The 19,153-nt window shown below is 69.8% G+C and carries 21 protein-coding genes; 14 read left to right on the top strand and 7 right to left on the bottom strand.

Translation table 11 applies throughout. The features are described 5' to 3' along the window. Positions 1-27: 27 nt before the first annotated feature. Positions 28-669: a hypothetical protein gene (locus tag AC07NB_RS11630; protein WP_494571097.1), complete on the top strand. Its 642-nt coding sequence runs from the start codon at positions 28-30 to the stop codon at positions 667-669. Between the two features lie 135 nt (positions 670-804). On the opposite strand, the gene AC07NB_RS11625 is transcribed toward AC07NB_RS11630, so the two are convergent. Continuing rightward, the gene (locus AC07NB_RS11625; RefSeq protein ID WP_492312221.1) at positions 805-1,482 is read right to left on the bottom strand and encodes a DsbA family oxidoreductase; all 678 of its coding nucleotides are present in this window, start codon (positions 1,480-1,482) and stop codon (positions 805-807) included. 106 nt (positions 1,483-1,588) lie between these two features. Here AC07NB_RS11625 and AC07NB_RS11620 point away from each other — a divergent pair, with 106 nt between their 5' ends. Further along, positions 1,589-2,377: a DUF2461 domain-containing protein gene (locus tag AC07NB_RS11620; RefSeq protein WP_494571096.1), complete on the top strand. Its 789-nt coding sequence runs from the start codon at positions 1,589-1,591 to the stop codon at positions 2,375-2,377. Between the two features lie 163 nt (positions 2,378-2,540). Then, positions 2,541-2,732, top strand: coding sequence for a hypothetical protein (locus tag AC07NB_RS11615; RefSeq protein ID WP_494571095.1), 192 nt, complete (start codon positions 2,541-2,543; stop codon positions 2,730-2,732). Between the two features lie 7 nt (positions 2,733-2,739). Here the strand turns inward: AC07NB_RS11615 and AC07NB_RS11610 are convergent, their stop codons facing one another. Next, positions 2,740-3,915, bottom strand: coding sequence for an acetyl-CoA C-acetyltransferase (locus AC07NB_RS11610; protein ID WP_494571094.1), 1,176 nt, complete (start codon positions 3,913-3,915; stop codon positions 2,740-2,742). A 147-nt stretch (positions 3,916-4,062) separates the two neighbouring features. Between AC07NB_RS11610 and trhA the strand changes: the two genes are divergently transcribed. The 4 genes from trhA (at position 4,063) to AC07NB_RS11590 (ending at position 6,729) form a co-directional block, all read left to right on the top strand. After that, on the top strand, positions 4,063-4,782 hold the full coding sequence (gene trhA, locus AC07NB_RS11605) for a PAQR family membrane homeostasis protein TrhA (RefSeq protein WP_291837447.1): 720 nt from the start codon (positions 4,063-4,065) through the stop codon (positions 4,780-4,782). Between the two features lie 56 nt (positions 4,783-4,838). Continuing rightward, positions 4,839-5,426 (top strand): polyhydroxyalkanoate synthesis repressor PhaR, encoded by a 588-nt coding sequence (phaR, locus tag AC07NB_RS11600; protein ID WP_492312217.1) that lies wholly within the window; start codon positions 4,839-4,841, stop codon positions 5,424-5,426. Then, positions 5,423-5,770, top strand: coding sequence for a hypothetical protein (locus AC07NB_RS11595; RefSeq protein WP_291837443.1), 348 nt, complete (start codon positions 5,423-5,425; stop codon positions 5,768-5,770). Before phaR ends, AC07NB_RS11595 begins: the two co-directional genes overlap by 4 nt. A 230-nt stretch (positions 5,771-6,000) precedes the next feature. Further along, positions 6,001-6,729 carry a hypothetical protein gene (locus AC07NB_RS11590; RefSeq protein ID WP_494571093.1) on the top strand — a complete coding sequence of 243 codons (729 nt, stop codon included), beginning with the start codon at positions 6,001-6,003 and terminating at the stop codon, positions 6,727-6,729. Here AC07NB_RS11590 and AC07NB_RS11585 read toward each other — a convergent pair. Together AC07NB_RS11585 and AC07NB_RS11580 are read right to left on the bottom strand one after the other, a co-directional pair. Further along, a complete protein-coding gene (locus AC07NB_RS11585; RefSeq protein WP_291837441.1) occupies positions 6,726-7,169 on the bottom strand; it encodes a hypothetical protein in 444 nt (147 codons plus the stop codon). The two genes, AC07NB_RS11590 and AC07NB_RS11585, sit on opposite strands and share 4 nt — an antisense overlap. A gap of 118 nt (positions 7,170-7,287) precedes the next feature. Then, a complete protein-coding gene (locus tag AC07NB_RS11580) occupies positions 7,288-8,016 on the bottom strand; it encodes a glycosyltransferase family 2 protein (RefSeq protein WP_492312216.1) in 729 nt (242 codons plus the stop codon). Between the two features lie 89 nt (positions 8,017-8,105). Here AC07NB_RS11580 and AC07NB_RS11575 point away from each other — a divergent pair, with 89 nt between their 5' ends. From AC07NB_RS11575 to AC07NB_RS11555, 5 genes are all read left to right on the top strand, one after another. Continuing rightward, a complete protein-coding gene (locus AC07NB_RS11575) occupies positions 8,106-9,809 on the top strand; it encodes an ArnT family glycosyltransferase (RefSeq protein ID WP_494571092.1) in 1,704 nt (567 codons plus the stop codon). Next, positions 9,806-10,720 (top strand): hydroxymethylglutaryl-CoA lyase, encoded by a 915-nt coding sequence (locus AC07NB_RS11570; protein WP_494571091.1) that lies wholly within the window; start codon positions 9,806-9,808, stop codon positions 10,718-10,720. The genes AC07NB_RS11575 and AC07NB_RS11570 overlap by 4 nt, the downstream gene beginning before the upstream one ends. Beyond that, complete coding sequence (locus tag AC07NB_RS11565; RefSeq protein WP_494571090.1) at positions 10,717-10,974, top strand: hypothetical protein; 258 nt, start codon at positions 10,717-10,719, stop codon at positions 10,972-10,974. The genes AC07NB_RS11570 and AC07NB_RS11565 overlap by 4 nt, the downstream gene beginning before the upstream one ends. Positions 10,975-11,095: 121 nt before the next feature. Then, a complete protein-coding gene (locus AC07NB_RS11560) occupies positions 11,096-11,512 on the top strand; it encodes a hypothetical protein (protein WP_494571089.1) in 417 nt (138 codons plus the stop codon). A 68-nt stretch (positions 11,513-11,580) separates the two neighbouring features. Then, positions 11,581-12,321 carry a hypothetical protein gene (locus AC07NB_RS11555; RefSeq protein ID WP_494571088.1) on the top strand — a complete coding sequence of 247 codons (741 nt, stop codon included), beginning with the start codon at positions 11,581-11,583 and terminating at the stop codon, positions 12,319-12,321. 46 nt (positions 12,322-12,367) lie between these two features. On the opposite strand, the gene AC07NB_RS11550 is transcribed toward AC07NB_RS11555, so the two are convergent. Both AC07NB_RS11550 and putA read right to left on the bottom strand, forming a co-directional pair. Continuing rightward, a complete protein-coding gene (locus AC07NB_RS11550) occupies positions 12,368-12,889 on the bottom strand; it encodes a hypothetical protein (protein WP_494571087.1) in 522 nt (173 codons plus the stop codon). Between the two features lie 89 nt (positions 12,890-12,978). Next, positions 12,979-16,101 carry a bifunctional proline dehydrogenase/L-glutamate gamma-semialdehyde dehydrogenase PutA gene (gene putA / locus AC07NB_RS11545; RefSeq protein WP_494571086.1) on the bottom strand — a complete coding sequence of 1,041 codons (3,123 nt, stop codon included), beginning with the start codon at positions 16,099-16,101 and terminating at the stop codon, positions 12,979-12,981. Positions 16,102-16,210: 109 nt separating this feature from the next. Here putA and AC07NB_RS11540 point away from each other — a divergent pair, with 109 nt between their 5' ends. Beyond that, on the top strand, positions 16,211-16,672 hold the full coding sequence (locus tag AC07NB_RS11540) for an Lrp/AsnC ligand binding domain-containing protein (protein ID WP_492835710.1): 462 nt from the start codon (positions 16,211-16,213) through the stop codon (positions 16,670-16,672). Positions 16,673-16,743: 71 nt separating this feature from the next. After that, on the top strand, positions 16,744-17,829 hold the full coding sequence (locus tag AC07NB_RS11535; protein ID WP_492312209.1) for a glycosyltransferase family 4 protein: 1,086 nt from the start codon (positions 16,744-16,746) through the stop codon (positions 17,827-17,829). 226 nt (positions 17,830-18,055) lie between these two features. On the opposite strand, the gene AC07NB_RS11530 is transcribed toward AC07NB_RS11535, so the two are convergent. Next, the gene (locus AC07NB_RS11530) at positions 18,056-19,126 is read right to left on the bottom strand and encodes a substrate-binding domain-containing protein (protein WP_494571085.1); all 1,071 of its coding nucleotides are present in this window, start codon (positions 19,124-19,126) and stop codon (positions 18,056-18,058) included. Between the last annotated feature and the right edge of the window lie 27 nt (positions 19,127-19,153).

Raw genomic sequence — 19,153 nt, 5'->3', positions numbered from 1 at the left:
CCGTATCCACCCCACGGGAGCCCCCACATGGACGACGCCCCCCTCTTCACCGGCTCCGGCGACGGCCGCCGCACCGCCCCGGACGAGGTCTGGGCGCAGGTCCGCGAGGACTATCTGTCGGGCGTCTCGGCCCCGGAATGCTGCCGGCGGCACGGCGTGGGCCTGAGCGCCCTGCGGGCGCGGGCCGCGGACGAGGGCTGGCGCCGGATCGACCAGCCGTGGACGCCGCCCAATGCGCGGCTCGATCCCGACGACGAGGGGCTGGCGCTGGAGGAGCGGGTCAACGGCGACCTGGACCAGATCCCTCTGGGCGAGCTGGCGCTGGTCGCCTTCCGCCGGATGATGCGGGCGGTGCTGCACGGCGACGCGGCCGAGGCCCTGCGCTGGCGCCGCGTCCGCCTGGCCGTCGACGCCGAGGACGCGCACCTGAACCGGCTCTACGACAAGGCCCAGAGCGAGCGCCGGAAGGCCGAGAGCCGCGAGACCCGCGCGCTGGGCGACGCCATCGTGGCCGCCGCGCGGGCCGATTACGAGGCCGCGCTGGCGGAAGTATCGGACGCATCGGACGCTTCGGACGGTGTTTTTCCATCCGGCCCGGCCGCCGAGCCTTCGGCCGGCTTCATCCTGCCCGGCCTGCCCATTGGAAAGGCCCCCGCCGGCCCTCCGTGAGGGCCTTCGACCCGCCCCCAACGCTATCGTCATCCCGGCGAAGGCCGGGACCCAGCGGCGCCGCGACGGCGGCGAAAGGCGGCTGCGTGAAAGGTCGGGCGCGCGGCGTCGAAGGCCGGCGCCCCGGCGAAGACCTCAGGCCTGGACGGCCTCGCCCCGCGTCTCCGCCGCGATCTTGCGCAGGGCGTCCTCGAACACCTCCGGCGGCTGGCCGCCCGAGATCAGGTATTTGCCCTCGACCACCACGGCGGGGACCGAGCTGATGCCGCGCGAGCGCCACAGGTCCTGCTCGGCCCGCACCGCCTGCACATAGCGGCCCGAGGTCAGCACCTCGGCGGCCTCGGCGCGGTCCAGGCCGGCGGCCTCGGCGGCCGTGGTCAGCTCGCCCGCGTCGGTCAGGTTGCGGCCCTCGGTGAAGTGGATGCGGAAGAGGGCCTTCTTCAGGTCCGCCTGCTTGTCCGGGGCCGTCTCGCCGGCCCAGTGCAGCAGGCGGTGGGCGTCGAAGGTGTTCCAGATCCGGCTGTCCGACGTCATGCGCATGTCGAAGCCCACCGACGCCGCGCGCTCGGTGATCATCGCCCGGTTCTGGGCCGACTGTTCGGGGGTGGAGCCGTATTTCCTGCCGATGTGCTCGACGATGTTCTCGCCCTCGGGCGCCATCTGCGGGTTCAGCTCGAACGGGCGGAAGGCGACCTCGGCCTCGACGCCCTCGGCCTTCAGATGCTCCAGCGCGGTCTCCAGCCCGCCCAGGCCGACGACGCACCATGGACAGACGACGTCGGAGACGAAATCGATCTTCAGGGGCTGGGTCATGGTCGGGCCTCCGGGTTCCGCAACGGTGTCGATCACATATGGGAGCCGCTCCGCCGGGCGCCATCCCCATCTTCTCCTGAAGGCCGGAAAGGATCAGGATCGCGCCATGACCGACACCTTCCCCGGCTTCGACCCCGCCGACCTGGCCTTCCTGACCGGCCTGGCCGCCCACAACGACCGCGACTGGTTCGCCGCCCATCGCGGGACCTACGACGCCCGGCTCAAGCCCGCCCTGGCGGCGCTGATCGCCGCGACCTCGGCGGCCTGCGAGGCGCGCGGCCTGCCCCTGTCGGGCGATCCGAAGAAGAGCGTGTTCCGCATCCACCGCGACACCCGCTTCTCCAGGGACAAGCGTCCCTACAAGACCCACGTCTCGGCCACCCTGACCCGCGACGGGGCCAGGATGAGCCCGGGCATGATCTACATCCATATCGAGCCCGAGGGCGGCTCGCGGCCCGGCTTCGATCCCGACGCCATCGACCCGCTGGATCCCTCGACCCACCCGTCCGAGGCGGCGGGCGCGGAGGACGGGCCCTTCGGCAAGGGCCCCTTCGCCGCCGCCGGCTTCTATCTGGATGAGCGGCCCGACATCGACGCCATGCGCCGCGCCATCGTCGCCCACCCGGCCCGCTGGGCGGCGGTCGAGGCCGCCCTGGCAAAGGCGGGGCTGGCGCTCGGCCCGGGCGACCCGGTCAAGCGCATGCCCAAGGGCTTCGAGGCCCAGGCCGGCGGCCCGCTGGATACGACTTTAAAGCGTACCCGCTGGCTGGTCACCCGTCCGCTGACCGGTCCCGAGATCGCCTCGCCGGACCTGCCCGACACCCTGGCGGCCTTCGCCGCCGACACCCGCCCCCTGCTCGACTTCGGCTGGTCCGCCCTGGGCCGGTCAGGCTGACACACAGAAATGTAAGTAGTTATACGGGACGGAATTCCCTATCTATTCATTTCGGAATGCCGCAGCTTGGGCGGGTCGTGAGCTGAGGTGTCCCCGTGACACGGGTCGCGGCGTCCTCGACCACGACTTCACCGATCCTCCGCCTCCGCCGCGCGAAAGCCTCATGTCCGCATACAGCCTGCGCCTGCATCACCTGTCGGGCGGCGCCCCCATCGAGGAACCGCTCGACGCGAGCGACGAGGCCGAGGCGCGCGAGCTGGCGCGGGTCCGCCTGCTGCTGACCCGTGACTACAGCCGGGTCGAGCTGCACCATGCGGGACGCCGGCTGGATGTCTTCACCCGCGACCCGGGCTGACCCGGCCTCAGTCGCGCTCGACGCACATCGCGACGCCCATGCCGCCGCCGATGCACAGGGTCGCCAGGCCCTTCTTGGCGTCGCGGCGCTTCATCTCGAACAGCAGGGTGGTCAGGATGCGCGCGCCCGACGCCCCGATGGGGTGGCCGATGGCGATGGCGCCGCCGTTGACGTTCACCCTGGCCGGGTCGAGGCCCAGTTCCTTGACCACACACAGCGACTGGGCCGCGAAGGCCTCGTTGGACTCGACCAGGTCCAGGTCGGCCACCGTCCAGCCGGCCTTCTCCAGCGCCTTCCTCGAGGCCGGGATCGGGCCGGTGCCCATGATCGCCGGATCGACGCCCGCCGTGGCCGAGGAGACGATCCGGGCCAGCGGCGTCAGCCCCCGCGCCTTCGCCTCCCCGGCGCTCATCAGCACCAGGGCCGCCGCCCCGTCGTTCAGGCCCGAGGCGTTGGCGGCGGTGACGCTGCCCTCCTTGTTGAAGGCGGGCCTCAGCTTCTCCATCGCCTCCAGGGTCGCGCCCGGGCGGATGTACTCGTCCTTGTCGACCACGGTCTCGCCCTTGCGGCCCGCGATCACCACCGGGACGATCTCCTCGTCGAAGCGGCCGGCGACCTGCGCCGCCTCGGCCTTGTGCTGGCTGGCCAGGGCGAAGGCGTCCTGGGCCTCGCGGGTGATGTCGAACTTCGCCGCGACGTTCTCGGCGGTCTGACCCATGTGATAGCCGTTGAAGGCGTCCCACAGGCCGTCCTTGATCATGGTGTCGACGAAGGCCACGTCGCCCATCTTGTGGCCGGCGCGCAGCTGCTGGGCGTGCGGCGCCTGGCTCATGCTCTCCTGGCCCCCGGCCACCACGATGCGGGCGTCGCCGGTGGCGATCTGCTGGGCGCCGATGGCCACGGCGCGCAGGCCCGAGCCGCAGATCTGGTTCAGGCTCCAGGCCGGAACCTCCTTGGGCAGGCCCGCGGCCATGGCGGCCTGACGCGCCGGCCCCTGCCCGGCGGCGGCCTGCAGCACATGGCCCAGGATGACCTCGTCGACCTCGTCCGGCACCACCCCGGCCCGCTCCAGCGCGGCCTTGATGGCGAGGGCGCCCAGCTGCGAGGCGGGCAGGCCGGCCAGCGCGCCCATGAAGCTGCCCACGGGGGTGCGGGCGGCGGAGACGATGACGACCTGGGACATGATTTCACTCCACGGGGAATAATCTTGTGGCGCTTTTGCCGCATCGCCGTCGCTTCGTCAGCCCCCTTCCCGCCATTCACCTGATGGTCACTGGCCCAGGCTTACATTTCCCGGAACGAAGTACGACGTCCGGTCTTAGAAGGGACCATGAAGATGCGTCTGAAACGCCTGCTGAGCCACGTCTGCACGCCGGACGAACTCGACATGATCGAGCACTATCTGTCACCCGCCGAGAAGACCGCGGATCTGATCGTCCATGTGGTAGGCCTGACCCTGGCGGTCGTCGGCGGCGGCCTGCTGGCGGTGCTGGCGGCCCTCTATGCCGGCGTCGGCGCCGCGGTGGCCATCGCGGTCTACGCCCTGTGCCTGGTCGCCATGCTGACCGCCTCGACCGTCTACAACCAGATCCGCCCCTGCGCCGCGCGGCCCGTCCTGCGCCGGCTGGACGAGGCGGCCATCTTCCTGATGATCGCGGGCAGCTACACCCCCTTCACCACCCAGCGGTTCGAGGGGGCCTGGGCCGTCGGCTTCACCCTTCTGGTCTGGGCCGTGGGCCTGTCCGGCGCCTTCGCCAAGGTGCTGCTGCCGCGCCTGTCCGACGTCTTCTGGAGCTGCGTCTACGTCGCCTTCGGCTGGCTGGCGGTCGTCGCGCTCAAGCCCATGGTCGACACCGTCCACCCGGCGGCCCTGGCCCTGCTGGTCATCGGCGGGCTGATCTACACCGCCGGCGTCTTCGTCTTCGTCAGCCCGAAGGTGAAGTACCGCCGCGCCATCTGGCACGGCTTCGTCGTCACCGGCGCGACCGTGCACTGGGCCGCCGTGCTGGTCGGCGTCGTCCTCGCGCCCGCCGCCGCCGGGGTCGGCTAGACTTTCGCACGCGCAGCGCGGACACTGTGGCGTTGCAACAGGAACGGGGACAGCGCGTGGCTGACAAGAAGTCCGGTGCGGGAGACAACGTCGTCATCAAGAAGTACGCCAACCGGCGGCTCTACAACACGGCGACTTCGGCTTACGTCACACTGGAAGACCTGGCGCGGATGGTCCGCGAGGGCACCGAATTCGTGGTCTATGACGCCAAGACCAATGACGACCTGACGCGTCAGATCCTGACCCAGATCATCTTCGAGGAAGAGAGCCGCGGCGAGGCCCTGCTGCCCGTCCAGTTCCTGCGTCAGCTGATCGGCTTCTACGGCGGCCAGATGCAGGGCGTGCTGCCCTCGTATCTGGAGATGTCGCTCGACAACTTCTCGCGCTCGCAGGAGCAGATTCGCGGCCAGTTCTCGCGGGCCTTCGGCGGCACGCCGGGCGCCGGGCTGATGGACGAGGCGGTGAAGCGCAACATGGCCCTGTTCACCGAGGCGATGAAGATGTGGCCGGGCTTCAGCGCCGTGGCCCGCCAGCCGGCCCCGGCCGAGACTGAAACGCCGCCTCCGGCCGCCGATCCGCTGAACGAGATGCGCCGCCAGATGGACGAGATGCGCGCCCAGCTCGACAAGCTGTCCAAGGGATGACGGACGAGATCCGCAGCGTCGGCCCGGTCGAAGGCCGTGATCGCCGCGCCGCGGACCGCCGGGCGGCCGAACGTCGCGCGGCCTCGGCCTCGCGCGCCCTGGTCCCGGTCGCGTTTCCGGCAGAAGACGCCGAGCCCCCGGCAAGACCTGCCCCCACCCCGCCCTCGGACGGGTCGGCGGCGATCTTCGCGGCCCAGGTCATCGGTCAGACAGGCCAGCGGCGCGGCCTCAAGGGCGGCCCGCCCGTCCTCGACGCGGCCCGCAGCGCCTACCTCGGCGCCGAGTATTCCGGCGCCGGCGAACGCCGTCCCAAACCGGGTCGGACGGAAGACACGGACATCTAGGGAAACCGGCACGGTCCTTGCTGAAACCGGGTCAGATCGACCCGTTTCCGGACCCCTCCATGCTGACCTTCCTGACCCGCGCCTTCGATATCACCGTCGTCGCCCTGATCTTCGTCGGGTTCTCCTGAGCTTGCGGCTTAGCGCGACCAGACTTGGGCTTCACTGTCTCAGACTTTAGCTTGCCGCTTCCATCTGAGCGATACTTCGCTTCCAGCGACGCCCGGAGCACTATGCGACTTCTGACCTTTACGGCGATCGCCATCCTGACATCCGCCGCAGCGGCGGCTCCCAATGCGGCGCTGATTGAACATCAGGAAGACCGCGCCGATCGAGAGCTTGAGGCTCATCGGGAAGAAGTTCGAGCCGCGAACCAAATGGTCGATCTGACGCGCTGGCAGATCTTCTTGGGCTGGCTGACCGTCGCGGGTCTCGCCGGGAGCCTGATAATGACTCAGCGCGCGTTGAGACAAACTCGAGAAAGCCTCGACTTGTCTCACCTCGTCGCTCGGGAAGAGTTGCGAGCCCATGTTCCCAAGCCCAGGTTTTCCAACGTCACAGACCTTGGAGACAGCGTTAGATTTAACTGGAACTATGAGAACAAGGGTTTGACCGCTGCTCGGTCAATGCGAATTGGCGGCACCATTCAATATGTTGGCGGCAGGCCTTTTCGGTTCCCGCTTGAGCAGCTGATCTGCGACGAGATGCTGCGCGTTGACGACCTCGCTCCGGGCGACGGCCGCTTGTGGTTCATCGAAACCCAGAAAGCGGAATTTGCAAACGAGTGGGCCAATGTGCAGGCGGGCACGGGAAGCTTTGTTATTCGAGTGCGCGCAACCTTCACGGATATGTTCGGTGGGTTCCACGAAGTGGACCACTCAGAAATTCGTTGGGGTCACGACCTCCAGCACAGCCACGACAATCGCGATGTCGATGGGGACAAGAGAGCTCCTCCGCCTTAGGCCGCTCCCCCGAAATCCAGATCCTTGCGGGCCGAGATGATGGTCACGATGAAGCCGGCCAGCACGTCGAGCATGACCATCGCCACGATCAGGAAGAAGGTCGAGGTGGCGAAGCCCTTGATCAGCAGGAACTCGACCAGGACGACGATGAACAGCACCATCGACAGGGCGTGATTGACGATCGCGACCTTCTGGCTGGAGGTCGACTTCAGCAGTTCGAAGAACAGCAGGATCAGCGACAGGAACAGGATCAGGTCGCCCACGCCGACGTTCCAGCTGGTCCCCGAGGCCATGGGGATCGAGAACATCGGATCGCGCAGGATGGCGTCGGCGCCGCCCGCGGCCAGGTTCACGTGGTCGCCGCCGGTGAACAGGCTCGACAGCACCACGATGTTGTACAGGATCACCGGGATCACCAGCAGCGGCAGGGCGACCAACATGGGCGGGGCTCCAGCATCCACGGCCGGTAACGGCCGCGCTTGTTAACGATAGATAACCCGGTTCGCTCCATACGGCTACGCCCGGTCGCCTGACAGGCGAACGTCCCGACGCGGAGGCCTAGAACTCGCTGATCGCCCCGGGGCGGCGCGAGCGGGACTTCAGCCACATCACGCCCAGCAGGTCCGAGAACGAGGCCATCAGCCGGCCCCAGTTGGTGTACTTGGACTGGCCCGTCTCGCGGTGGCGGTGATCGACGTCCAGGTAGCGGTTCTCATACCCCTCGCGGATCATCAGCGCCGGCAGGTAGCGGTGGATGTGATCGAAGTAGGGCAGGCGCAGGAAGATGTCGCGGCGGAAGGCCTTCAGACCGCAGCCGGTGTCGTCGGCGTCGTCGCCCAGCAGTTTCTTGCGGATCCGGTTGGCCCAGCGCGAGGCCCAGCGCTTGGCCTCCGAGTCCTGCCGCTTGGCCCGGACGCCGCCGACCAGGGCGACGTTGGGCGGCGAGGCCGCCAGCAGGTCGGCCAGCTTCGGCGCGTCGGCCGGCGGGTTCTGGCCGTCGCCGTCCAGGGTCACCACGATGGCGCCGCGGGCGGCCAGCACCCCGGTGCGCACCGCGCGGCTCTGGCCCGCGTTGGAGCCGTGGCTGAGCACCCGCAGTTGCGGCAGCTCGGCCTGCAGGGCGCGCAGCTCCTCCAGCGTCCGGTCCCTGGAGGCGTCATTGACGAAGACCATCTCGAACGAGCGCCCGGCGAAGGCGGCGGCGATCTCGCGCGCCAGCGGGCCTGCGGCGCCCTGTTCGTCATGGACGGGGACGACGACGGAGATGTCGGGAACGGCTTCGGTCATGACCGCTGTCTAGCCGGTTTTGACGCCGCGCGGGAGACATGCTCCGCACACGCATGACGGCGGCGGAACCGGCGTGATAAGACGCTCCCATGACGCTTCCGATCACGCGCCCTGACCTCGACCGATACATCGCCGGATGGCGGGGCCCCGTGCTGGCGGCGCTGATCGCGCTGTTCGCCGGCCTGCCCGTCCTGGCCCTACTGCCGCCGCTGGACCGCGACGAAAGCCGCTACGCCCAGGCGACCTCGCAGATGCTGGAGAGCGGCGACTATGTCGACATCCGCTTCCAGGACGATCCGCGCTGGAAGAAGCCGGTCGGCATCTACTGGATGCAGGCCCTGGCCGTGGCCGCCACCTCCCAGGTCGAGAACCGGGACATCCAGCCCTACCGCATCCCCTCCATCCTCGGGGCCATGATGGCCGCGGCGGCCATCGCCTGGGTGGGGCAGGCCATGTTCGGCGCCCGGGCGGGCTTCCTGTCCGGGGCCATCATGGGGGCCTCCTTCCTGCTGTCGACCGAGGCGGGGATCGCCAAGACCGACGCCATGCTGTGCGGAGCCGTGACCCTGGCCATGGCGGGGCTGGCGCGCATCTACCTGGCCTCCCGGGCCGGGGAGACGCCACAGAGACCGCACAAGCTGATGTTCTGGCTGGGCCTGGGGCTGTCGATCCTGATCAAGGGACCCATCGGCCTGATCGTCATCGCACCGGCCATGCTGGCGGTCTCGGCATGGGACCGGGATTTCCGCTGGCTCAAGCGGCTGGGCTGGGGCTGGGGCCTGCCGCTGGTGGCCCTGCTGGTGGGTCCCTGGGCGATCGCCATCACCATCGCCACCGACGGCGGTTTCTGGCGCGAGGCCATCGCCGGCGACCTGGCGCCCAAGATCGCGGGCGGCCACGAGAGCCACGGCGCGCCTCCGGGCTACTATGTGCTGGGCGCGCTGGTGATGTTCTTCCCCGCCACCCTGCTGCTGCCCGCCGCCCTGTCGACCGGGTGGAGCCGCCGCGCCGAGCCGGCGATCCGCTTCCTGGTGTGCTGGCTGGTCCCGGCCTGGATCATCTTCGAGCTGACCCCGACCAAGCTGGCTCACTACACCCTGCCCGCCTACGGAGCCCTGGCCTTGCTGGCGGGCGCGGCCCTGACCCGGCCGATCGGCAACCTGTCGCGCTACATCGGCGCCGCCCTGACCGTGCTGGTCGGCGTGCTGCTGGCCGCGGGGGTGGTCTACGGCCTGACCGAATACGGCAAGTCGACCGCCCAGACCTGGGCCACGATCACCATCGTCTTCGCCGTGCTGGCGGCCCTGATCGGGGCCTTCCTGCTGATGCACCGGGCGGCGGTGACGGCCGTTCTGGTCAGCATCGTGCTGGGCGTCGTCGCCCACGGGGCGCTGGCCGGGACGCTGCGTCAGCTGCGCCCGCTGTCGGTCTCGCCCCAGCTGGACAAGGTCCTGTACCGCGCCGACCTGCACCCGCGTCAGGGACGGCCCGGCCCTGTGGCCATCGCCGGCTATCATGAGCCCAGCTTCGTCTTCCTGACCGGTCGGGACACCGAACTGACCGACGCCGAGGGCGCCGCCCGCGCCCTGGCCGAGGGCCGCCCCGCCATCGTCGAGGAACGCGAGGCGGAGGCCTTCCGCGCCGCCACCGCGCGTACGGGCGTCCCCGGCCGGGCCGTCGGCGAGGTCCGGGGCTACAACTACTCGCAGGGCGACGACGTGGACCTGTTCGTCTACGCCCCGCCCGGCGACGGGCCCGCCCCGACCCTGAACCCCGCGGAGCCCGTCCGGTGAGCCGCAGGATCACCATCGTCGAGGTCGGTCCCCGCGACGGCCTGCAGAACGAGAAGGCCATCCTGGAGCCCGCCGTCCGCGCCGATCTGGTGACGCGGCTGGAGACGGCCGGGGCGCGGCGGATCGAGGCGGTCAGCTTCGTCCATCCCAAATACGTGCCCCAGATGGCCGGGGCCGAGGAGGTCATGGCCGCCCTGCCCCATCAGGAGGGCCGCAGCCGCATCGGGCTGGTCCTGAACGGCAAGGGTTATGACCGGGCGCTGGGCACGGCGGTGGACGAGGTCAACGTCGCCATGTCCGCCACCGACGGCTTCGGCCTGAAGAACCAGGGACTGACCGTCGACCAGCAGGTCGAGATGCTGGCCGCCATCGTGGCCGGCCGGGCCAACGCCGGGGCCGCCGCGGGCGCCGCGCCGTCCCTGTCCGCCACCCTGTCCTGCGTCTGGGGCTGCCCGTTCGACGGCGAGGTCGGGGTCGATCAGGTCGCCGATCTGGTAGGCCGGATCGCGGCGCTGGGCGTCGGCGAGATCGCCCTGGCCGACACCATCGGCGTCGGCGACCCCTGGGCCGTCACCCGCAAGGTCGAGGCGGCGCGCAAGGCGGCGCCGGACGCGGTCCTGCGCCTGCATTTCCACGACACCCGCAACACCGGCCTGGCCAACGCCCATGCCGGGATCGAGGCCGGGGTGGACGTGCTGGACGCCTCGGTCGGCGGCATCGGCGGCTGTCCGTTCGCGCCGGGCGCCACGGGCAATATCGCCACCGAGGACCTGGTCTACATGCTGGAGCGGGCCGGGTTCGAGACCGGCTACGACCTGGACGCCCTGATCGGGACCGCCCGCTGGATCGGCGAGAAGATCGGCCGCCCCGCCCCCAGCGCCCTCAGCCGCGCGGGGGGCTGGCCGAAATGATCAAGTGGGGGCTCGTCGGCGCGTCGATAATGACGTGGGTGCTGGCCTTCGAGCAATTCCTAAACTTCGCCAGGCGGGGTTCAGCCCGGTCTGAACATCTCACGGTCGAGATGTCGAACCATGGCCGCATCTTCTTCATCTCCCAGAACGAGGCCTGGGGACTCGCCTTGCTCATGGCGTTGGCCTTCGGCTTCTTCATGATCGGCTGGTTCCTGCATCACAGGCCAAGTCTGAGGCCTGTCTGGCGCCGATAGTCTTCTCGTAGGTCGCGGGCGGAATGGAAGGGCCTCGCGCCAGCCGGGCCTGTCCAAAAGTTAACTCGCCACACCGTCAGCGCGCGCCCTAGCCTTCGGTTGAACGCAGGGGTGAACGGGCATGGCGGGATACCGGCGACGGGGCGTGGCGGTGCTGCTGTCGGCCTGCATGGCGGCGGGAGCGGCGAACGCGCAGGCCCTGCAGCGCGCCGAGGTTCTGGGGAACTGGACCCTGCGGATGACGCCGGCGGAAGGTGCCAACATCACGGTCAAGACCGACAGCGGACGCGTGGAGATGGCCCTGAGCGTCACCCCGCGGGGACCGGCCGGTATCGCCTGCGCGCTCGACGGCGCGCCGACGGACTGCCAGCTGCGCCGGGGCGGGCTGGTGGTCACCATGCGGACGGACGGCGCCCGGATGATCTACACCCTGAACGGACGCCGGACCGGCGGCTTCACCGGGAACGTCCGCCTGAGCGCCAACCTGATCCCCGTCGGCAGCATCCATCTGGGCACGATGGACATGTTCCGACGCTGACGCGGACCAAGGGCGGGGCCGCCCACGCCGCGTTGCGGATACCGGCCGTCGGAGGCAGGGTGCCTGCCATGCGTTTTCCGCTCCATATCGCCCTGTGGCCACTAGTCCTCGGCGCCCTCGCGCAGCCGGTTCTGGCGCAGGATCAGCAGAGCGTCTCCGTCTTCGACCTCCGCGATCCCGTTCGGGCGCTGGCGTTCGACCCGACCGCATACTTTCCGTCCCCATCCATCCGGGATCGTTCGATCATCAGGATCGTCTACACCGGGGACGACTATGGATGGCCTGTCTACGCCATCGCCGTCGCCGAAGGCTGCGTTGACGGAGAAGCGGTCGGGGATCAGTGCGCTTCGCGGTTGAGAGCCCGCATGGTGCGGGCGCCCGCCCCGCCCGGGATGGAGCGGCTCCGCCAACGGGGCCTTTACCTCCTCAATGAGCTGGGCAAACGGGGCGCGACCTCTACCCCGCTGATCCGGGCCGCCCTGGCCGAGCTCGGGACGGAGTGGCTGGAGGCCGACCTGCGCGCCTGCCCCGGGGCCGTCGCGGCGCTGGGGCGCGCATCCGATGCACGGTGGACGCCCAATGCCGTCACCCGTTTCGATCACGATCCCACGGTGGCCGACTACCTGGAGGGTCTGACGCTCCACGCGGACGCTGTCCGGGTGGAGTTCCAGCAACACTTCAGGCGCTCGATCTACATCGGGGACGCCGGGGAAGGCACGCCCGCTGGCTGGGCCGTGGATCTGGCGGCGGTGATCGAACCCTGCTGGCGCCCCGCGAACACGCCGCCGCCGTGGTCGGCGGAGAGCTGAGCCCCATCCCCGCCGATCCAGTTCAAGACGGACAGCGCAGGCCCGCTCAGTTCGACGGCCACTCGAACAGCTGGTCGCCGGCCGACTCCAGGTCGCTGGCGCATCGCGGCTGCACCGGGTGGGTGCGGCGGCCGTTCTCGTACATGTGGCCGATCGGTTCGGACTGATAGCAGACGACCGCCTGTTCGCCGTTCGGCGTGATGGCCAGATTCCAGTTCACGCTGCCGCCGGCGCGGGGGTCGTAGCCCGAGGCGACCAGGGCGGTCTCGGTGCGGAAAATCGGAACCACCACGGTGTCGCGGTCACGCGCCAGCGCGATCGCCTCCGCCGGAGCGCCCGACGTCTCCAGGGCCCGGCGCACGTCGGGATGGTCGATGAAGGCGACCCCGTCCACTTCATCGAACGGATACTTGCCGACATAGGCCGACAGCGGCGGCGCGGCCTGGGCGACAGGCGCGGCGGCCGCGGCCGGCGGGGCGGGTTCCGCGGGTGCGGCGGGCGCTTCGCGTTCAGCGGCGGTGCAGGCGGCCAGGACGGCGAAGGCGGCGGCGGCGACCAGACGTTTCATGGCGAACTCCCTTGGACCTGTCGCCAGACTAGGGAGGAAAGCCGTGACCGGAAAGCCGCCATGAGGCGCCGGGACCTGACGCCTCGCGCCTACAGGTTCAGCAGCGCCGGGTCGCCGCCCTGGGCGGAGATGTTGTTGCTGATGGCCTTTTCCGACGCATAGCGGATCAGGCTGTAGGGGCCGCCCGCCTTGGGACCGGTGCCCGACAGGCCTTCGCCGCCGAAGGGCTGGACGCCGACGACCGCGCCGATGATCGAGCGGTTGATGTAGACGTTGCCGGCGGGGACCAGGCGCGCGACCTCGTCGGCGAAGGCCTCGATGCGGCTGTGGACGCCGAGGGTCAGGCCGTAGCCGCGCTGGGCCAGCTTGGACGCCGTCTCCTTCAGCTTCGAAGGCTCGTAGCGGCAGACGTGCAGGATCGGGCCGAAGACCTCGCGCTCCAGATAGTCCGGGGTCGGGATCTCGGCGATGGTCGGGGCGAACAGGTGGCCCTTCTCCGCGCCCGCCGGCAGTTCGGCGCGGGCGATGATCTTGGCGTCGCCGCCGAGACGGGTCAGGTGGGCCTCGAGCGCGGCCTTGGCGTCGGCGTCGATGACCGGGCCGATGTCGGTGGCGGGATCGGAGGGGTCGCCCACGACCTGGGCCGCCAGCGCGCCCTTCAGACCCTCGATCAGGGCGTCGGCGGCGTCATGCGGGACATAGAGCAGGCGCAGGGCCGAGCAGCGCTGACCCGACGAGCCGAAGGCCGACAGGATGACGTCGTCGATGACCTGTTCCTTCAGCGCCGTGGTGTCCACGAACATGCCGTTCAGGCCGCCGGTCTCGGCGATGAAGGGGATGATGGCGCCCGGGCGGGCGGCCAGGGAGCGGTTGATCAGGGTCGCGGTGTCGGTGCCGCCGGTGAAGGCGACGCCGTCGATGCCGGGGTGCGAGACCAGGGTCGCGCCGACCGTCTCGCCCCGGCCGGGGACGAGGGCCAGCAGGTCGGGGTTCAGCCCGGCCTTGTAGTACAGGCGCACGGCTTCGGCGGCGATCAGCGGGGTCTGTTCGGCGGGCTTGGCCAGGACGGCGTTGCCGGCGGCCAGGGCTGCGGCGATCTGGCCGGTGAAGATGGCCAGCGGGAAGTTCCACGGGCTGATGCAGGCGAAGACGCCGCGGCCATGCAGGACCAGCTGGTTGATCTCGCCGACCGGGCCCTTCAGCTCGGTCGGGCCGCCGAAGTCGCGTTCGGCCAGCATCGCGTAGTAGCGGCAGAAGTCGGCGGCCTCGCGGATTTCGGCGACGGCGTCGTTCAGGGTCTTGCCGGCTTCGCGCGACAGCAGGGCGACCAGACGATCCATGTCGGCCTCGAGCGCGTCGGCCATGGCGCGCAGCACCGGGGCGCGGCCCAGGCCGCCCTTGCGGTCCCAGGCGACCTGGGCGCGGGCGGCGGCGTCGACGGCGGCGTCGATGTCGGCGGCCGTGGCTTCGGAGACGTGGCCGAGGACCTGGGTCGTGTCGAAGGGATTGGTCACGTCCTGGGCGTGGGTCCCGGCCTTCAGCTTGCCGCCGATCAGGGGGCCGGAGGTCAGCTTCTCACTGTCGACCTTTTCAAGGGCGCGGGCATGGCGCTCGCGGTCGGCGGCCTGGCTGTAGTCGCGGCCCAGCGAGTTCTGGCGGTCCATGTACATATCCTTCGGGGTCGGGATCTTGGCGTGACGGTCGGGATGGGCCTCGACGGTCGTGATGGGGTCGGCGGCGACGGCGGAGGCCGGGACGCGTTCGTCCAGCAGGGCGTGGACGAAGGAGGAGTTGGCGCCGTTCTCGAGCAGACGGCGCACCAGATAGGGCAGCAGGTCCTCATGCCCGCCGACGGGAGCGTAGGCGCGCACCGTAACGGGCCCGAAGGCGTCGCGGGCAGCGTCGTAGAGGGCCTCGCCCATGCCGTGCAGGCGCTGGAACTCGATCTTCACCCCGCGCTCGCTGGCCATCTTGTAGACGGCGGCCAGCGAGTGGGCGTTGTGGGTCGCGAACTGGCTGTAGATGTGCGGCGCGGCCTCGATCATCAGGCGGGCGCAGACCAGGTAGTTCAGGTCGGTCGCGGCCTTGGTGGTGAAGACCGGATAGTCGGTGCGGCCGAACTGCTGGGCGCGCTTGATCTCGGTGTCCCAGTAGGCGCCCTTGACCAGACGGACCATCAGGCGGCGGCCCGACGACTTCGCCAGCTCGGCCACGCGGCGGATCACCTCGGGGCAGCGCTTCTGATAGGCCTGCACCGCCAGGCCCAGACCGGTCCAGCCGCCCAGTTCGGGCTCGCGGGCGAGACGGTCCAGCAGCTTCAGCGACAGGGCGAGGCGTTCGGCCTCCTCCGCGTCCATGGTGAAGTTGATGTCGTACTTGGCCGCGATCAGGGCCAGGCGCTTGATGCGCGGATAGAGCTCGGACCAGACGCGGGCCTCATGCGTCGCCTCGTAGCGGGGCGACAGGGCCGACAGCTTGACCGAGACGCCGTGGCCGACCTCGGGCCCCTGGCCCTTGGAGGTCTTGCCCACCGCCTCGATGGCGTCGGCGTAGATCTTCTCGTAGCGCTCGGCGTCGTGGGCGGTGCGGGCGCCTTCGCCCAGCATGTCGAAGGAGCAGAGCCAGCCTTCCTTGTTGGACCGCTTCAGCGCGCTCTCGATGGTGCGGCCGACCACGAACTGCTCGCCCATGATACGGACGGCGGCGGCGACGGCCTCGCGGATCACCGGCTCGCCCAGGCGGCCCACGATGCGCTTGAGGAAGCCGGGCAGGTCGGTGCGGGCCTCTTCGTCCACGTCGACCAGCTTGCCGGTCAGCATCAGGCCCCAGGTCGAGGCGTTGACGAACAGGCTGTCGGACTGGCCCAGGTGGCTGGCCCAGTCGGCCGAGCCGATCTTCTCGGCGATCAGGCGGTCGCGGGTCTCTTCATCCGGGGTGCGCAGCAGGGCCTCGGCCAGGCACATCAGGGCCAGGCCCTCGCGGGTGCCGAGCGAGAACTCCTGCAGGAAGCTTTCGACCACGCCCTGCTTCTTCACGCTGGCGCGGGCCCGCTCGACCAGGTCGGTGGCGGAGGCCAGGACGGCGGCGCGCTCGCCCGCGTCGAGGGGAATGCGGTCCAGCAGGCTGCGGACGGTCGCGGTCTCGTCGGCGAATTTGCCGTGATCCAGGGTGTCCCAGCCGGCGACGCTGGAGGGGGAGAAGGCGGTCGTCATGGGCGGGATGTCCTGAGCTTGAAGCGCATATATGGCGGACACTGCCGAATGTGCATCGTATGATACTCTCAGGAGCCGAAGATCGTTCGGCGCGGGAGCCGTTTTGGCGATGGATAATCTCGACGCGGTGGACCGCCGCCTGCTCAAGGCGCTGCAGGAGGACGGCCGTCTGTCCAACGCGGAACTGGCCCGGCGGTGCAATCTGTCGGCCGCGGCCTGCTTCGAGCGGGTCCGGCGGCTCCGCGAAAAGAAAGTGATCACCGGCTACGCCGCCCTGATCGATCCGGCCAAGGTCGGGCGGGGGCTGATGATCTTCGTCGAGGTGCTGCTGGACCGGACCACGGGCGACATGTTCGAGGCCTTCGCCGAGGCCGTGCGCCGCCAGCCCGAGGTGCTGGAGTGCCATATGGTCGCCGGCGGCTTCGACTATCTGATCAAGGCCCGCGTCGGCGACATGGACGCCTACCGCGCCTTCCTGGGCGACGTGCTGGTGCGGATGCCCGGCGTGCGCGAGACCCGAACCTACGCCGTTCTCGAAGAGGTGAAGGCGACGACGGCGTTGCCGCTTTAACCGCGTCTCGCCAACGTCGTCGCAAACCGCTAGACCGGTTGCCCGATCAACGGCGGAGCCTCCCGGCCCACATGCGCATCGTTCTGGCCACCGACGCCTGGGAGCCCCAGGTCAACGGCGTCGTCCGCACCCTGTCCCGGATCACGGCGGAATGCCGGGCCATGGGCCATGAGGTCGAGGTCGTCGAGCCCAGCCAGTTCAAGACCATCCCCTGCCCCACCTATCCGGAGATCCGGCTGGCTCTGGGCGCCGAGGAAGAGATCCGCGAACGGCTGCGCGCCTTCGAGCCCGAGGCGGTTCACATCGCCACCGAGGGCCCCATCGGCATCGCCACGCGCCGCATCTGCGTGGAATGGAAGCTGCCGTTCACGACCAGCTACCACACCAAATTCCCCGAGTACGTCTCGGCCCGGTTCCCGATTCCGGTGCAGGTCGGCTACGCCTACATGAAGTGGTTCCACAAGCCGTCGGGACGGCTGATGGTCGCCACCCCGACCCTGCGCGACGAGCTGACGGCGCACGGCTTCCGCAACGTGTCGCCGTGGACGCGGGGCGTGGACACCGAACAGTTCAACCCCGACCTGCCGCGCATCTATGACGAGCTGGGCGGCAAGGACTGGCCGCGGCCCTTCTTCCTGAACGTCGGCCGGGTGGCGGTCGAGAAGAACATCGAATCCTTCCTGGAACAGGACCTGCCCGGCACCAAGATCGTGGTCGGCGACGGGCCGGCGCGCGCCGAGCTGCAGGAGAAGTATCCGGAGGCCAAATTCCTGGGCGCCCGGTTCGGCGAGGAGCTGGCGCGGTGCTTCCGCGACGCGGACGTCTTCGTCTTCCCGAGCTGGACCGACACGTTCGGCCTGGTGATCCTGGAGGCCATGGCCACGGGCACGCCGGTGGCCGCCTATCCGGCGCACGGCCCGATCGACATCATCCCGGGCTCCGACGCCGGGGCGATCGACAAGGACCTGCGGACCGCATGCCTGGAGGCGCTGAAGTGCGACCGGGCCACGGTGCGCGCCTATGCCGAGAAATTCAGCTGGCGGGCCTCGGCCGAGCAATTCATCGAGAACCTGCAGCCCTATCCCGAACCGGATCGCGGGCGCTTCTGGCGGCGGCTGCGCCGGATCGCGCGGTTGCGGCGCAAAGCGGCGGCGTAAAGCGCCGGAACCTTCCGTCGGCGCCGCCTCGCGGTCAGGGGGGAGTTCGAGACGACGCCGACGGGGCCGGCGCATTGGCGAAACCGGCACATACAACCTGTAACACATCGCAGGTTAACGACACACCCTATGGTTACGCGAGCGGACGATCCGCGACGGGCGAAGACCAGAGACAGAAAAGGCCCCGGATCGCTCCGGGGCCTTTCTCGTATCGGCGGGGCCGATCCTACTTCGTCGGCGCGGTCATGACCGTCAGCGCCTGGGCGATGGCGCGCTGGGCGACCAGCTGGTCCTCGGGCAGCGGCACCAGGCCGCGGTCCTGCAGGTAGCCGCCACGACCGGCGGCGGCCTCGGACATGAACTCCATCACGAACTGCTCGAGGCCCGGGGTCACGCCCACGTGCTGCTTCTTGACGTAGATGTAGAGGCTGCGGGCCAGCGGGTAGGAGCCGTCGGCGATGGTGTCGGCCGAGGGGGCGACGCCGTCGATGGTCTCGGCCTTCACCGTGTCCATGTTCTGCTCGAGGAACGAGAAGCCGAACACGCCCAGCGAACCCGGGGTGCGGGTCAGGGTCTGGACGATGGCGTTGTCGTTCTCGCCCGAGTCGATCCACAGCTGGTCCTCGCGGACGGTGTGGGCCAGGGTCTCGAAGCGGTCCTTGTCATCGGCGGCCAGGGCGGCCAGCGACGGGATCTCCTTGGCGCCCGGAGCCATGCCCAGCTCCAGGAAGGCGTCGCGGGTGCCCGAGGTGGGCGGCGGGCCGTAGACCTGGATGCGCTGGGCCGGCAGGGCCGGGTTGACCTGCTGCCAGGTGGTGGCCGGGTTGGCGACGAGCGCGCCGCCGGCGCCCGGAACTTCCTTGGCCAGACCGAGGTAGAGGTCTTCCAGGCGGAAGTTGAAGCTATTGCCGCTGCGGGCGGTGGCGATGACGATGCCGTCGAAGCCGATCTTGATCTCGACGATGTCGGTGACGCCGTTCTTCTGGCACAGCTCGAACTCCGACTTCTTCATCGGACGCGAGGCGTTGGCGATGTCCGGGGTCGAGGGGCCGACGCCCTGGCAGAAGGCCTGGATGCCGCCGCCCGTGCCCAGCGATTCGACGCGCGGGGCGGCGCCGCCCGAGGTGCGCTGGAAGTTTTCGGCCACGCGGGTGGAGAAGGGGAAGACGGTCGAGGAGCCGGCGGCCCAGATGCCCGCGCGCGGCGCTTGCGAACCGGGGGCGCCGGCGTTGTCGCCACAGGCGCCGAGGGCGAGAAGGGCGACCGCCGAGGCGGCGGCGAGCAGGGTGCGGGTCATCGTCAGTCTCCGGACAACGGGTGAGGT

This window comes from Brevundimonas sp. GW821-FHT09G01 (assembly GCF_059416065.1).
This window is presented reverse-complemented; position numbering and strand designations above follow the sequence as displayed.